This window comes from Nocardia sp. NPDC050406 (assembly GCF_044459025.1).
Classification (GTDB): Bacteria; Actinomycetota; Actinomycetes; order Mycobacteriales; family Mycobacteriaceae; genus Nocardia.
This window is the reverse complement of record NZ_JBITIM010000001.1, coordinates 203,897-217,817: the sequence shown is the minus strand read 5'-3', so window position 1 is coordinate 217,817 and position 13,921 is coordinate 203,897. Positions and strand designations below refer to the sequence as shown.

Annotated in this window: 13 protein-coding genes; 3 read left to right on the top strand and 10 right to left on the bottom strand. The window is 68.3% G+C overall.

Annotated elements, in window-relative coordinates; translation table 11 throughout:
• Positions 1–26: 26 nt before the first annotated feature.
• Positions 27–1,247 carry an MFS transporter gene (locus ACIBH2_RS00985; RefSeq protein WP_397112037.1) on the top strand — a complete coding sequence of 407 codons (1,221 nt, stop codon included), beginning with the start codon at positions 27–29 and terminating at the stop codon, positions 1,245–1,247.
• Positions 1,248–1,303: 56 nt separating this feature from the next.
• Here ACIBH2_RS00985 and arc read toward each other — a convergent pair whose 3' ends face one another.
• Positions 1,304–3,064, bottom strand: coding sequence for a proteasome ATPase (arc, locus tag ACIBH2_RS00980; RefSeq protein ID WP_397112035.1), 1,761 nt, complete (start codon positions 3,062–3,064; stop codon positions 1,304–1,306).
• Positions 3,065–3,308: 244 nt separating this feature from the next.
• On the opposite strand from arc, the gene ACIBH2_RS00975 reads away from it, so the two are divergent.
• The gene (locus tag ACIBH2_RS00975; RefSeq protein ID WP_397112033.1) at positions 3,309–3,779 is read left to right on the top strand and encodes a hypothetical protein; all 471 of its coding nucleotides are present in this window, start codon (positions 3,309–3,311) and stop codon (positions 3,777–3,779) included.
• 87 nt (positions 3,780–3,866) lie between these two features.
• On the opposite strand, the gene ACIBH2_RS00970 is transcribed toward ACIBH2_RS00975, so the two are convergent.
• On the bottom strand, positions 3,867–4,931 hold the full coding sequence (locus tag ACIBH2_RS00970) for a Gfo/Idh/MocA family protein (protein WP_397112031.1): 1,065 nt from the start codon (positions 4,929–4,931) through the stop codon (positions 3,867–3,869).
• Positions 4,932–5,067: 136 nt separating this feature from the next.
• Positions 5,068–5,901, bottom strand: coding sequence for a tRNA (adenine-N1)-methyltransferase (locus tag ACIBH2_RS00965; protein WP_397112029.1), 834 nt, complete (start codon positions 5,899–5,901; stop codon positions 5,068–5,070).
• A gap of 82 nt (positions 5,902–5,983) precedes the next feature.
• Between ACIBH2_RS00965 and ACIBH2_RS00960 the strand changes: the two genes are divergently transcribed.
• On the top strand, positions 5,984–6,931 hold the full coding sequence (locus ACIBH2_RS00960) for a RecB family exonuclease (protein ID WP_397112027.1): 948 nt from the start codon (positions 5,984–5,986) through the stop codon (positions 6,929–6,931).
• On the opposite strand, the gene ACIBH2_RS00955 is transcribed toward ACIBH2_RS00960, so the two are convergent.
• The 7 genes from ACIBH2_RS00955 to ACIBH2_RS00925 form a co-directional block, all read right to left on the bottom strand.
• Entirely contained in the window at positions 6,908–7,153 is a 246-nt protein-coding gene (locus ACIBH2_RS00955) for a hypothetical protein (protein ID WP_397112025.1), read from the bottom strand. The two genes, ACIBH2_RS00960 and ACIBH2_RS00955, sit on opposite strands and share 24 nt — an antisense overlap.
• Before the next feature lie 114 nt (positions 7,154–7,267).
• Positions 7,268–8,119, bottom strand: coding sequence for an ATP phosphoribosyltransferase (gene hisG, locus ACIBH2_RS00950; protein WP_397112023.1), 852 nt, complete (start codon positions 8,117–8,119; stop codon positions 7,268–7,270).
• A 90-nt stretch (positions 8,120–8,209) separates the two neighbouring features.
• Positions 8,210–8,491, bottom strand: coding sequence for a phosphoribosyl-ATP diphosphatase (locus ACIBH2_RS00945; RefSeq protein ID WP_397116739.1), 282 nt, complete (start codon positions 8,489–8,491; stop codon positions 8,210–8,212).
• Positions 8,492–8,690: 199 nt separating this feature from the next.
• Complete coding sequence (locus ACIBH2_RS00940) at positions 8,691–10,508, bottom strand: choline/carnitine O-acyltransferase (RefSeq protein WP_397112021.1); 1,818 nt, start codon at positions 10,506–10,508, stop codon at positions 8,691–8,693.
• A complete protein-coding gene (locus tag ACIBH2_RS00935; RefSeq protein WP_397112019.1) occupies positions 10,505–11,401 on the bottom strand; it encodes a class I SAM-dependent methyltransferase in 897 nt (298 codons plus the stop codon). The genes ACIBH2_RS00940 and ACIBH2_RS00935 overlap by 4 nt, the downstream gene beginning before the upstream one ends.
• An 11-nt stretch (positions 11,402–11,412) precedes the next feature.
• Positions 11,413–12,321, bottom strand: coding sequence for an arpA protein (locus ACIBH2_RS00930; RefSeq protein ID WP_397112017.1), 909 nt, complete (start codon positions 12,319–12,321; stop codon positions 11,413–11,415).
• Between the two features lie 181 nt (positions 12,322–12,502).
• Positions 12,503–13,864 (bottom strand): NAD(P)/FAD-dependent oxidoreductase, encoded by a 1,362-nt coding sequence (locus tag ACIBH2_RS00925; protein ID WP_397112015.1) that lies wholly within the window; start codon positions 13,862–13,864, stop codon positions 12,503–12,505.
• Between the last annotated feature and the right edge of the window lie 57 nt (positions 13,865–13,921).

Sequence of the window (13,921 nt, the reverse complement as noted above, 5' to 3'; positions counted from 1 at the left end):
GCTCGGCCGCTCGTACTGTCGTCGACATGACCACGCCGACACTCCACTCACCGGCCGCGACGCCCGTGGCGAACGCGTCGCAGCGCGCGCACACCGCACGCACCCTGCCGGTCTTCGTCCTCTCGGCGCTGTTGGCGACCGGGCAGATGTACATACCGATTCCCCTGTTCACGGCCATGCAGGCCGATTGGCACGTCGGCACCGGCGTGACCACCTGGATCATCAGCGCCTTCGCCTTCGGCTACGCGGGCGGCTTCGTGGCCTTCGGCCCGCTCTCGGACCGCTTCGGCCACCGCCGCGTCCTCATGACCGGCATGCTCGCCGCGGCGGTGGTCACACTGTTGACCGGACTCGCCCTCAGCGCGCCGATGGCCGTCGGCCTGCGCATCGTACAGGGCCTGGTCATCGGGTCGATTCCCCCCGCGATCATGGCCTACATCGGCACCCGCATCGATCCTCGCCACCGCGCGGTGGTGACCATGTCGGTGGCCACCTCGTTCCTGGCCGCCACGGTCCTCGCCCAGATCGCCTCGCAGGCGGTGGTGGCCGCGTTCCCGTGGCGCACCATGTTCCTCGGCTCCGCCGTCGCCTTCGCGGCACTGGCCTTCGCACTGCGCGCGGTCATGCGCGACGACGCTCCTACCGGCGCGGACCAACCGTTGCGGCACAGCTACGCCGCCATTCCGGCGGTGCTGCGCATCCGGCCGCTGCTGCCGATGCTCATCGCCGGTGCGCTGGCCATGTCCGTCATGGTCGGCATCTACACCGGCATCGAGATCACCGGCCTGGTGCACGGGTCCGGCGAACTGCTCACGCTGCGCGCGGGCGCGCTGCCGGTGATGCTCGCGCTGCCGCTGCTGGCCATCCCGCTCGCCCGGCTCAGCAAGCCCGGTCAGATGGTCCTCGGCGTGCTGGTGGCCGCGGTCGCCATGGTGGCCGCCACCTTCGAGGGTTCGCACATCGGCGTGCTGACCGTCCTGCTCGCCGCCCTGGTCGGCGGGCTCGGCGTCATCTCCCCCGCCGTGCTGCAGACCGCCGGTGAACTCGGCGGCGATGCCCGCGCCGCGGCCTCCTCGGTGGCCATGTTCAGCTTCTACGTCGGCGCCACCGTCGGCCCGATCGTGGCGTCTTCGGCCGCGCCGCACGGCTTTTCGGTGCTGGCGTGGACCCTGGCCGTGCTGCTGGTGCTCGCCCTCGGGCTCACTCTGTTGGGCGCACGCCTGCAACGCGCCGCGCAACCGGCCTGACAACAACGCCGAAAGGGCCGCGCTCCCAATGGAAGCGCGGCCCTTTCGCTGTGCGATTACAGGTACTGACCCGTATTCGACTCGGTGTCGATCGCCCGGCTGGCCGAGGCGTTCTTGCCGGTCACGAGCGTGCGGATGTAGACGATCCGCTCACCCTTCTTACCCGAGATCCGTGCCCAGTCATCGGGATTCGTGGTGTTGGGCAGGTCCTCGTTCTCGGAGAACTCGTCCACGATCGAATCGTAGAGATGCTGCAGGCGCAGACCCGGATTGCCGGTTTCCAGCACCGACTTGATGGCGTACTTCTTGGAGCGGTCCACGATGTTCTGGATCATGGCGCCGGAGTTGAAGTCCTTGAAGTACAGGACCTCCTTGTCACCATTGGCGTAGGTGACCTCCAGGAAGCGGTTGTCCTCGCTCTCGGCGTACATGCGCTCCACGACGTGTTCGATCATGGACTGCACGACCTTGCCGCGGTCGCCCGGGAATTCGGCCAGATCGTCGGCGTGCAGCGGCAGCGTATCGGTCAGGTACTTCGAGAAGATGTCGGCCGCCGCCTCGGCGTCCGGGCGCTCGATCTTGATCTTCACATCGAGGCGTCCGGGCCGCAGGATGGCCGGGTCGATCATGTCCTCGCGGTTGGAGGCGCCGATGACGATCACGTTCTCCAAGCCCTCGACACCGTCGATCTCCGAGAGCAGCTGCGGCACGACCGTGGTCTCCACATCGGAGGACACGCCCGAACCGCGGGTGCGGAAGATGGAATCCATCTCGTCGAAGAACACGATCACCGGGGTGCCCTCGGACGCCTTCTCGCGAGCCCGCTGGAAGATGATCCGAATGTGGCGCTCGGTCTCGCCCACGAACTTGTTGAGCAGCTCGGGGCCCTTGATGTTCAGGAAGAACGACTTGGCTTCCTTGGCATCCTCGCCACGCGCCTCGGCGATCTTCTTCGCCAGGGAGTTGGCGACGGCCTTGGCGATGAGCGTCTTACCGCAACCGGGCGGGCCGTAGAGCAGCACACCCTTCGGGGGACGCAGCGCGTATTCGCGGAACAGATCCTTGTGCAGGAAGGGCAATTCCACCGCATCGCGAATCTGCTCGATCTGGCGCGAGAGGCCGCCGATGTCCTCGTAGTCGACATCCGGCACTTCCTCGAGCACGAGATCCTCGACCTCGGCCTTGGGGATGCGCTCGAAGGCGAAGCCCGCCTTGGTGTCCACCAGCAGCGAATCACCCGGGCGCAGTTTGCGAATGGGCTGATCCGGATCCTCGAGATCGTCGACGTCGACCAGTTTGGCCAGCGGCCCGGCCAGCCAGACCACCCGCTCCTCGTCGGCGTGGCCGACCACCAACGCGCGGCGGCCGTCGTCGAGAATCTCACGCAGCGTGCCGATTTCACCGATGGATTCGAAGACCCCGGCCTCCACGACCGTCAGCGCCTCGTTGAGTCGCACGGTCTGGCCGTAGGTGAGTTCGGAGGTATCGATATTCGGCGAGCACGTCAGTCGCATCTTGCGCCCCGAAGTGAACACGTCGACCGTCTGATCCTCGTACACACCGATCAGAACGCCGTAGCCGCTCGGCGGTTGGCCGAGACGATCCACTTCCTCACGGAGAGCGACGAGTTGCTGCCGCGCCTCTTTCAAGGTGTCCATCAATTTGGTGTTGCGAATAGTCAGCGAATCCACCCGCGATTCCAATTCGCGTGTGCGATCCGGCGTGTCGGCGAGTTGCCTCCGGAGTGCAGCCGCCTCGGCGCGTACTACCTCGAGTTCCCTCCAGGCTGCCGAATCCGAATGTTCGATGGGGCTCATGATGCTGCTCCTCCCAGTCCCGGTCTATCAACGCTACCGGGCAAGACCCGTTCTCGCTTTCCGACATGGTTTCGTCGTGATCACATCTAGGCTGCGGTCAACCGGCCGGGCTGCCATGTTAGCCTGCCCTAACCTGTTTCCGGCGAGTTACCTCGCCGACCGAGCCGAAAGGGTGCAATCGATGCTCCTTCCCAGCAGTCGTACCCGTTACCAGGGCAACGCCACAAGGACGCTTCGTGTTTCCGTGGCTATCGTCGGGGCGGCCCTCGCCGTAACCGCGACCCTCGCGGGCTGCGGCTCGGAAGACAAGGATTCCACCGCCACGACGTCGTCGAGCAGTGTTTCGGCGACTACGACCACCGCGGCGGCCGCCGCCCCGGCCCCGACCGCCGAGCAGTTGCAGGCCACGCTCAACGCCTTCGCCGATCCGACCAAGCCCGCCAGCGAGAAGGCGACGCTGGTGGTCGACGGCGACAAGCGAGTGGCGCTCATCGAGCAGATGAACAAGGGCCTGGCCAACTACCAGGTCACCTTCGCGGTCAGCGATGTGCAGGCCACCGGCGACAAGGCCGATGCCAAGGTGGCGGTCACCAGCCCGCACGGCACCATGCCCAATCTGCCCATGAGCTGGCAGTACGTCGACGGCACCTGGAAGATCTCCGATGCCGCCGCGTGCTCGATTCTCGGTATGGCGCGCGCGGCCTGCCAGCCGTAAGCCGCGGCGACGCGAAACCCCTACGCTACGAACAGTTCCCGCCCACTTCCCGCACGGGAGGTGGGCGGGCTGTCTGCCGGGGATCCGCTATTCGGACTTCGCCGACACATCGGGCACCGACACCGGTTGCGAACCCTTGGCCAGTGAATCCGCGCCCGCGACGCCGACCAGCGAGGCGGCCACCGCGGCGCGCACCGGCACCAGCGGCGGCGCGCCGCGCTCGACCGTGGCGCGGAACGCCTCGAGAATGGCGACGGTGCCCTCGGCCATGCGGTCGATGGGTTCGCCATCGACCAGGTAGGGCCCCGGACTGCGGCGCGTCACGCGGGTCTGTCCGTCCGGTTGTGCCCAGCCCTCCTGGCGTACCCGGATCGACCAGGCGTGTTCGCCGGTGGCGCGGACGGATTCGGCCAGGCCGTGCGCACCGCGCACCGATACCCAGCTCCAATGGCTGTCGACCTCACCGGCGAGGAAACCGTGTCGGGTGAGGGCGAGGGTGCCGTCGGAGAGTCGGATGGTCATAACCATTGCGGCGGGCCGTGATTCGTTCGCGCCGACCGGGAAGGCCGACACCTCCACCGGCCACGCGCCGGTGAGCGCCAGCACCGGCGAGACGCTGTGGGTGCAGTACGCCGTGGGCGCGATGCGGCCGCGCCAGTGCGCCGGATCGCCGATCAACTCGGCGGTCTCCTCGGGCGAGAGGCTGTGCAGGTAGTCGGCCTCGACGAGCTCCAGGGGCCCGACCTCGCCCGCGTCGACGGCGTGGCGCAGCAGCCGCACATGCGGGTGCGCCACGTAGTTCTCCGCGAAAGAGTAGGTGGCCGTGGACCGCTCGGCGGCGTCGATGAGCCGACGGCCCTCCTCCTCGGTGACGCAGGCGGCGGTCTCGGAGAGCACGTGCACGCCGCGGTCGAGGAAGGCGATGGCCAGGGGCGCGTGCGCGTCGAAGTCGTTGGCGAGCAGCACGCCGTCGAGATCGGCGTCGAGGAGTTCGGTCCAGTCCTGCGTCACCCGCGCGGCCGGAAAGTCCGTGTGCGCGGCGGCCAGCCGGGCGGAATCACGATCACAGACCGCGACCACGTCGATACCGATACGCCGTGCCCACTCGGCCATGTACAGCCCACGCAGCAAACCCACGATTCCGATACGCATCCAGCCACACTTACGCTCGAATCCCGGGACTGGCAAACCGTTTTCAGCACATCGCAGGCCAGCGGCCGTGCGGGTCGGCCCGACCGGTATCCACCGCACGGCTCGAACGGTGGATACCCGGGGGCGTCGGAAGAGGTCAGCCCTTGGAGGGGCGGCGCTGCGGCTTCGGCGCGGTCACGCCGTCGGCGAGGCGGCGGGCGCTCACCAGGAACGCGGTGTGGCCCTGCATGCGATGCTCCGGGCGGACGGCGAGGCCGACCACGTGCCAGGGGCGGATGAGCGATTCCCAGGCGCGCGGCTCGGTCCAGCAGCCTTGGCGGCGTAGGCCTTCCACCACTTCGGAGAGCTGGGTGACGGTGGCCACGTAGACCATGAGCACGCCGCCGGGGATGAGGGCCTTCGACACCGTCTCGAGGACGTCCCAGGGCTTGAGCATGTCGAGAATGACGCGGTCGACCTGTTCGCCGGAGTATTCGGCGAGGTCGGCGACGGTGAGTTCCCAATTGGCGGGGCGTTCGCCGAAGAATTTCTCGACATTCTTGACGGCGTGCTCGGCGTGGTCGTCGCGGATCTCGTAGGAGACGACCTTGCCCTCGGGCCCGACCGCGCGCAGCAGCGAGCAGGTGAGCGCGCCCGAACCCGCGCCCGCTTCCAGCACCCGCGCGCCCGGGAAGATATCGCCCTCGTGCACGATCTGGGCGGCGTCCTTGGGGTAGATCACGGCGGCGCCGCGCGGCATGGACAGCACGTAGTCGGTGAGCAGCGGCCGCAGCGCCAGATACGGGGTGCCGTTGGCGGAGTTCACCACGCTGCCCTCGTCGGCCCCGATGAGGTCGTCGTGGGCGATCTGGCCCTTGTGGGTGTGGAACTCCTTGCCCTCCTCCAGGATCACCGTGTGCTGGCGGCCCTTGGCATCGGTCAGCTGCACCCGGTCGCCGCTGGTGAAGGGGCCGGTCCGTCTGGCCGTCATGAATCTCCCGTCTGGTTCGCCGCGAATTCGCCGCGTGGATCGTCGTGCGCACCTGTCGGTGCCTGGGTTTAGCCTGCCAGGTATGTCAGTGCCCGCGTCCACGGCCCCGGATTCGGCGGGCGGTATACCCGCGCCCGTCGAACCCTTCGTTGGGAGGCGGCTCGCGCTGTCCCCTTCGCGGGCAGTCGATTTCAAACAGTGCCCCCTCAAATACCGATTGCGGGCAATCGACCGGATACCGGAGCCACCGTCGCGAACGGCCGTGCGGGGCACCCTCGTGCACGCGGTCCTCGAGGCCCTGTTCGGGCTGCCCGCTACCGAGCGGCTACCCCAGCGGGCGGCCACGCTCATCGAGCCCGCGTGGGCCCGACTGCTCGAGGAACGGCCCGAGGTCGCCGCGCTCGTGGCCGACGGCAGTCTGCCGCGCTTCCTGGAGGAAGTACGCGCACTCGTGGGCGTGTACTTCACCCTGGAGGACCCGACCGCCGTCGATCCGGAGTCGGTGGAGTTCTTCGTCGAGGGTGAGCTGCCCGACGGTTCCCCGGTGCGCGGCATCGTCGACCGCATCGACCGGGCTCCGGACGACACGCTGCACATCGTCGACTACAAGACCGGCCGCTCGCCTGCGCCCGCGTACGAGGCGCGGGCGCTGTTCCAGCTGAAGTTCTACGCCCTCATGCTGCTGCACACCCGCGGCGTGGTCCCGGCGCAGCTGAAGTTGATCTACCTCGCCGATGCCGAGGTGCTCACCTACGAACCCGACGGCGAGGAGCTACGCCGCTTCGAACGCATTGTCTCCGCGCTGTGGACCGCGATCGAGGCGGCCACCCGGACCGGGGACTTCCCGCCCACCCGCAGCTGGCTGTGCCAGTACTGCGACTACAAGGCGCTGTGCCCCGAATTCGGCGGCACCACACCGCCGTACCCGCGCGAACCGGCGGCCGCGGCCCTCGACTCGGTCGCCGCGGACGATACCGCCGCGGCCGCCGACTCGACCGCAGCAGGCTCAGCCGCAGAAGGCATTGCCTAAGCTGTCCTCCTGTGCCCGCAGGCCGGGTGCGCAGGCCCGCACCGTCCACCGGCCGTTATCGCAGATGGCGTAGCTGGTGTAGTCCCAGATGACGGTCTGACCGAGGTCCTCGGCCGGACAGGGCACCTCCTCGGCGGCGGCGATCGGTGCGCGCACCGCGACCGAGCACAGCGCGGCGATGCCGAATCCGATTGCGAGACAGGATTTCCGCGGAATGAACATCTGGCCTCCGATGTCGTTCGAGTGGACCCGGGTGAGCAGATGACGCAGGGGAAGGCTAACAGTTGCGCCCGCCGTGGATATCCACGGCGGGCGCAACTGTTACTCGGACGTTGTTCAGAAGGCGCGGCAGGACCGGATATCGGTGGCCAGAATCGCCTTGGCCCCGAGGTCGGCGAGCCGGTCCATCAGGTCGTTGCCGTTCTTGCGCGGCACCAGCGCGCGCACCGCGACCCAGTCGGGATCGGTGAGCGGGGAGACCGTGGGCGACTCCAGGCCGGGCGTGATGCGCACGGCCTCGTCGAGCAGCGCCTTCGGGCAGTCGTAGTCCAGCATCAGGTACTGCTGGGCGAAGACCACGCCCTGCACGCGGGCGACGAGTTGGTTGCGGGCCTTGTCACGCTGGTCCGCGCCCTTGGCCTCGATGAGCACGCCCTCGGAATCGCAGAGGCTGTCGCCGAACGCGACGAGGTTGTGCTGGCGCAGCGTGCGCCCGGAGCCGACCACATCGGCGATGGCATCGGCCACGCCGAGCTGGATGGAGATCTCCACCGCGCCGTCGAGGCGAATCACCTCGGCCTCGATACCGCGGGCCTGGAGATCGGCGAGCACCAGATTCGGGTAGGAGGTGGCGATGCGCTTGTCGTAGAGATCCTCGACCTTCCATTCGCGCCCGGCGGGGGCGGCATAGCGGAAGGTGGAGCGGCCGAAGCCGAGCGCGAGGCGTTCCTGGACGGGCGCACCGGAATCCAGGGCCAGATCGCGGCCGGTGATGCCGAGGTCGAGCTCGCCGGAGCCGACGTAGATGGCGATGTCCTTGGGCCGCAGGAAGTAGAACTCGACCTGGTTGCCCGGGTCGAGGACGCTCAGTTCCCGGGAATCGGTGCGCTTGCGGTAGCCCGCCTCGGCGAGGATGGCGACGGCGGATTCGGAGAGCGCTCCCTTATTGGGGACGGCGACGCGAAGCATAGGGTGTCCTTTCCGGACGGGTGGTGGGGGGACGTGAGGACGGCGGACGGGTCGGGTTCGGCCGTACGGCGTGTACGGCGATTCGGCGCGTCACAGATGTCGGTAGACGTCCTCGAGCCGCAGTCCGCGGCCCACCATCAGCACCTGCACCCAGTACAGGAGCTGAGAAATCTCCTCGGCGAGGCTTTCATCGCTCTCGTGCTCGGCGGCCAGCCAGACTTCACCGGCCTCCTCCAGCACCTTCTTGCCCTGCGCATGCACGCCAGCGTCCAAGGCGGCGACGGTGCCCGACCCTTCGGGACGGTTGACGGCACGATCCTGCAGCTCGGCGAACAGGGCTTCGAAAGATTTCACGAGGAAACATTGTCGCAGACCGCGCGCCCCCAGCTACGCTGGCCCGCCTCTCCGCGCCTTCAGCGCCCGGCAGAGAGCCGTTGACCGTCGTATACGCGTGCCGACGGTCAGGTGCCAAAACGATCTTGGGCGTACCCGATGAGTTACCCCGAACCTTGCGAAATCAGTTGTCACGGACCTCGGTGTTGCCCGGTGGCGCGCCACCGGGCAACACCGCTCATTCCTGCGACGCGAGGAGGTTCGAGAGTTCGGTTACGGCCGACCGGAGGTTGCCCGCGAAGGTATGCATTTGCTCGGCAACGGTTTTCGGGGTGGCGAGGTAGAGGTTCCAGCGGTCGGGGAGCATGACGTAGGCGACGCCGATGCATTTCGGGCTGGTGGAGCCGAAGCCGAAGTACTGGATGTTCACCGACGGCGCGGAACTGGTGCTCAGGTAGTCGTCGCGGGTGATGCGCCAGCCGGGGCTGTCGTAGAACGGCATCGGGTCGGTCGCCCCGAGTTCCGCGCCGCGGCGACGCTGGATGAGTTGCAGTTCCCACAGGTGCTGTTCGGGGGCCTCCCCGCGCTGGCATTCCTTGGCCCGGGCCACGTGCGCGTCGGCGGCGGCGCGCACCGCACGCAGGCGCGTGGCCGCGTCGGCGTCCGGATTCTCCATGGCGGCAACGAATTCCAGGATCTCCGGAGTCACCACGCGCATGGCCTCGGTGCGGCCGTTGCGGAAATGTCGGGTGGCGATGGATTCGTAGGTGGCCCCGATCAGCCCCTTGCTGCGCTGATGGGCGAGCTGATAGCTGAGCTGCGCGAAGGCGTCCGGGGAGATGCCGAGCTGTTTGGCGCGGGTGGTGCCGAAGGTGTCGAAGGACACCGTGGAGGTCGCGGTGTCGGCGGCGTACTGCGCGAAAGAGGCGGCGGCGACGGCGACTTCGCGTTTGCGGTCGGCGTCGAGGGCGAAGACGATCGGCTCGATGGCGGGCATTCCCTGCGGTTGCGCGCCCGAGCGCGCGGCATGGTCGCCGACTGGGGTTTCCAGCAGCGTGTCGACGAAGGACAGGATGGTGGTGCCGTCCAATCCGCAGTGCTCCACATTGATTCCGGCCTGGCCGTCGGCGAAGACGATGAACGACACCGCCTTGTCGAACCACCGGTTGCCGCTGTCGCCGTGCAGCAGTTGATCACATGCGTGCAGGGTGTTGCGGGGCGCGAAATCCTCCAGACAGATGAGGAACAGCGCGGTTTCGATGGTCTCCAGCGCGGCGACATTGGCGGGAATCTCGCGCAGCGCGGTCCGAGTGGCGGCCCACTCGGCACGGGCCATGGTGGTGAGGTGCCCGGCGGAGGCGTTGATGGGGGTGCGCCGCGCGCCCGCCTTCATGACCGAGCGCAGCCCGTCGGCGATATCGCCGGGCGTGTAGGGCGCACCGGCGGAGCCGATGACGTCCATGCGGAACATATTGCCGCGGTAGCAGACCACGATGTGCCGCGCCCGCGACGGGCCGGGCCACTCGGCGCTGTAGGGCACGCGCACGGTGTCCTGCGGATCGCCCGGAATACGGGTCTCGGAGAACAGGAACTTGTTCTGCGCCATGTTCAGCCACTGGCCGCGCTGCTGGGCGGGCGGGATCTGTTCCTCGTCGAGCAGCAGTTTGTAGTTCACGGCGGCCGTGATCAGCGCGGCACTGCGCTCGGCCTGTTCCGCGCCGGTGGAGTCGGCGAGCACGGTGTCGTCGCGGAACAGGAAGAAGAAGTTGGCGTTCAACGCGATGCGGTCGCGTCGACCCAGGTAGCGCGACGGCCAGAATTCGTCCAGCCAGCTGCCCACACCCGGCTCGCTGTCGAACCGGCGCAGATCCGCGTGCAGGGTGCGGGCCGGACTGTCGGGGCGCAGCATGAGTTCCGCGGCGGCCGCGGTGGCGGCGTAGTCGTCGCTGCTGAGCAGGGGCGCGCACCAGTGCAGGAATCGCGTACAGCTGTCCTCCAGGGTGGGCAGCGGTACCCGGGGCAGCTCGTCGTCGTGCGCGAAGGTCCGTTCGCTCAAGGGGTGTCCTCGTGGTCGGTGGATAGGCGCGCCTCGGCGTCGGTGGAAAGGCGCGGGCGGGACAGGTAGAGCTGGGCGTAGAGCCATCCGTCGGATTCGTGCCCGGCGGTGTCGACACCCTGGGTCTCCAGGGTGTTCAGGACGGAGAGCCGTTCGTCGTCGGAGGCGAACCGGCGTTGCCGGAACGTCCCGGGTACGTGTTCGGTGCGGTAGCCGAGTTCACCGAGCCGCACCGCGATCGGGTCGAAGGAGAACATGCGCAGCACGAAATGCGCCATCCAGGGCAGTTTTCCGCCGTGGGCGCGGGCGACCCGCAGCAGCGTGCGGTCGGTGATGTAGCCGACGCAGCCGGTGGAGATGACCAGATCCGCGGTGGCCAGGGTGCGGCGCTGGTCCTCGGTGGGATCGGCCGCTTCCAGGTCGGCGTGCACGATATCGTGCAGCAGCCCGGCGCGCTGGGCGTAGTCGAGGGCGGGGCGGGAGGCGTCCATTCCGACGAAGCGGACCGTGGGTAGCTGGTCGGCGGCGAGCAGGGCCCGGTCGCGGGCGATGAGTTCCGCGGCGGCCTCGGCGCGCTCCGCGTCGGTCGGAGTACCGGTCTCACAATGGTTTTCGGTGTCGCCGAGGTAGTGCCTGGTCAGCTCGGGCATGGTGCGGTCGAGGCGCAGCAGGGCGGCGTTCACCCCGTAGGAGCAGCCGAGGTCGAGCACGGTGGGCGCGGCGATGCCGGTCGCGGCGCGGTAGTCGTCGATGAATTTCGCGAAATACGGTTTCGCCAGTTCCGGTATGCAGTAATCCAATTCGGCCATGCGCGCGTAGTACTCGCGCGGATCGGGCCGATGGTAGATGTCGTCGAACGAGGCTTTTCCGGTGCTGTGCAACGAAACCGGCACGTGCGCTCCTCTCAATCCAGCAATCTGTCGCCGCGCACGGCCTGGGCGCGGTCGAGGTGTTCGGGCAGGACGCGCCCGAACAATTGCCGACTTCTCTCCGCCGTACCGATGACGCCGGTGGTCTCGCTGTAGGCGAATATGGCGGTGTGCCGCTGGGTTTCGCCATGCACGGGTGACACGCGGTGCAGCGAGAACCGGCCCTGGAACAGCTGCAGATCGCCGGGGCGCAGGTCGAGGCGGCGGATCAGCCCCTCGCCTCGCCCCTCCAGCACGGCCCGCACATCGTCGAAGTTCTCCGCCTGTTTCGACCGAATGGCCGGGCAGTATTCGAAGACCCCACCCGCGTCGGGGAGTTGGGTGAGCATGCTGACGGTGAACTCGTTGGTATCGAAATGCCAGGGATGCGACATTCCGGGCGCGACGACATTGAGGCACAGGCCCGCCAGCGGATCGGTGAACTCGTGCAGTTCGGCCAGGCCGAAGCAGTCGGCGACGAACCGCTGGAACACCGTGCTCGTGTAGAGCCGTTGGATCAGCGTCTCGGCGGGAATGAGATCCCTTGCCACGAAGGCGTTTCCGCGCTCGAGCACAACGCGCCCGGGGTGGTCTTCGGGCAGTGCGGTGTCGAGGGAGATGTTGTAGGCGTTGACGCGTTCGACGGTGTAGTAGGCCCTGGGCGCGAGCGCCACACCCTCGGCGCGCAGCGTCTCCAGGGCGCTGTCGCGCAGGAATCCGCGCAGGACACAGCAGCCGTCCGCGGCCAGTTCCGCGCGTGCCCGTCGCACCGCGTCCACCCAGCGCTCACCCTCGGGCGCATCGAGCGGGTACCGCTCGGTATCCACCGCGGCGATCACCGAGTCCGCCGCGATCCCGTCACCATTGGCCGAACACGCGTCGGCACAGCCCCCTGCCACAACCATGGTGACCAATCTTGACAGGACAAGCGCCGACACGCCCGAGTTTCACAGAACGCGCGAACCTATTGATTTCCTGTGCGCCAACAGAATTCATGTGATCTTGGTGCGCGATCCGTCGGACGCAGGATAGCTGGCGCAGGATTGCGTTCGAGGGCGAATGCCGCAGGGCGCCCGGTACGCCCGCTCAGTCGGATTCGCTGGTGCGGGACAGCGCCGCCGCGACCTCCGCCGCGGAGAGGTAGTGCCCGGTCTGCTCGAAATCCCCTATGGTGTGCGCGATTCGGTCCGTGTAGCCCATGCGCAGGAAGTCGTCCCCGGCCAGTGCGTGCAGTGTCCAGTCGAACGCGGTGCGCAGGCGCGCCACGAAGGTGCGCAGGGCCAGCACGTGATAGGACCGCGCGACCACCTGCGCGGGGAAGCCGCGCAGGCCGATGCCGAGCGGGCGGGCGAGTGCGTCCCAGCCGCCGAGGTCGACGACCATGCCCATATCGCGGTGCTGGTACGGGGTGCGTTCGCGCCCGCGCAGGGTGGCGAGCAGGTTGCGGCCCAGGTGACGGCCTTGGCGGCTGGCGTGCTGGGCGGTGGGCGCGCAGAGGGCGTCACCGCCCTTGGTGAGGTCCGGGACGGCGGCGGCGTCACCGCAGGCCCATTCGCATGTCAGACCCTTGACGGTGAGGTCGGCCTCGGTGACCACCCGGCCTTTGACGGTGGTGGCTCCGAGGTGCTCGGCCAGCGGGCTCGGCGCGACCCCGGCGGACCACAGCACGGTGCGGGTCGGGATGACGCGCCCGGTGGTGAGGGTGACCGAGCGCTCGGTGACCTCGGCGGCCGAGGCTCCCGGGACGAATTCGATCTCGCGTTGCGCCAGTAGCTTTTTCGCGTTCTCAGCGAGCCGTTCGCCCAGTTCCGGCATGATGCGTTCGCCGTGCGTGATCAGATGCCAGCGCACCATCGCCGGATCGAGGCGCGGAAAGTACTGGCGCGCCGCCGCTTTGGTGAGCCGATTCAGGACAGCGGTGGTCTCGGTGCCCGCGTACCCCGCGCCGATGGCGACGAAGGTCAACCGCTCGCGGCGTTCGGCCTCGTCGTCGATGGTGGCCGCCAGATCGAGTTGCCGCAGCACGTGGTCGCGCAGATACAGGGCCTCCGCCAGCGTCTTGATCCCGAAGCCGTACTCCTTCAGCCCCGGCACGTCCATGATGCGGGTGATACTGCCCGGCGTCAGCACGAGGTGGTCGTAGTCGATGGCGTACTCGAGCCCCGACATGCGCCGCACCACACACCGGCGCGCCGCCGGGTCGACGCCCACCACCATGCCCGGCGCGATCCCGGTGCGCCGCAGCACCCGTCGCAGCGACACCGTCACCGCCCGCGCGGTCAGCACCCCGGAGGCCACCTGCGGCAGCAGCGGCAGGTACAGCGATCCGTCGTCGGGCGCGACCAGCGTCACCTCCACTTCGCCGCGCCGTGACTTGCGCTCCAGGTACCGCGCGCACTCCACCCCGGCGAATCCACTACCGACAATGACGATCTTCACGGGCGCCATGCGGCCACGGTAACAACGGCGGACACCCGGGCGTGGGAGGCGACGCTGGCGCTACCT

Bases quoted from the DNA above. Each gene is read 5' to 3' on its own strand.
- ACIBH2_RS00985 (WP_397112037.1), top strand. From the start codon at position 27: ATGACCACGCCGACACTCCACTCACCGGCCGCGACGCCCGTGGCGAAC.
- arc (WP_397112035.1), bottom strand. From the start codon at position 3,064: ATGAGCCCCATCGAACATTCGGATTCGGCAGCCTGGAGGGAACTCGAG.
- ACIBH2_RS00970 (WP_397112031.1), bottom strand. From the start codon at position 4,931: ATGCGTATCGGAATCGTGGGTTTGCTGCGTGGGCTGTACATGGCCGAG.
- ACIBH2_RS00965 (WP_397112029.1), bottom strand. From the start codon at position 5,901: ATGACGGCCAGACGGACCGGCCCCTTCACCAGCGGCGACCGGGTGCAG.
- ACIBH2_RS00960 (WP_397112027.1), top strand. From the start codon at position 5,984: ATGTCAGTGCCCGCGTCCACGGCCCCGGATTCGGCGGGCGGTATACCC.
- ACIBH2_RS00955 (WP_397112025.1), bottom strand. From the start codon at position 7,153: ATGTTCATTCCGCGGAAATCCTGTCTCGCAATCGGATTCGGCATCGCC.
- hisG (WP_397112023.1), bottom strand. From the start codon at position 8,119: ATGCTTCGCGTCGCCGTCCCCAATAAGGGAGCGCTCTCCGAATCCGCC.
- ACIBH2_RS00930 (WP_397112017.1), bottom strand. From the start codon at position 12,321: ATGGTTGTGGCAGGGGGCTGTGCCGACGCGTGTTCGGCCAATGGTGAC.
- ACIBH2_RS00925 (WP_397112015.1), bottom strand. From the start codon at position 13,864: ATGGCGCCCGTGAAGATCGTCATTGTCGGTAGTGGATTCGCCGGGGTG.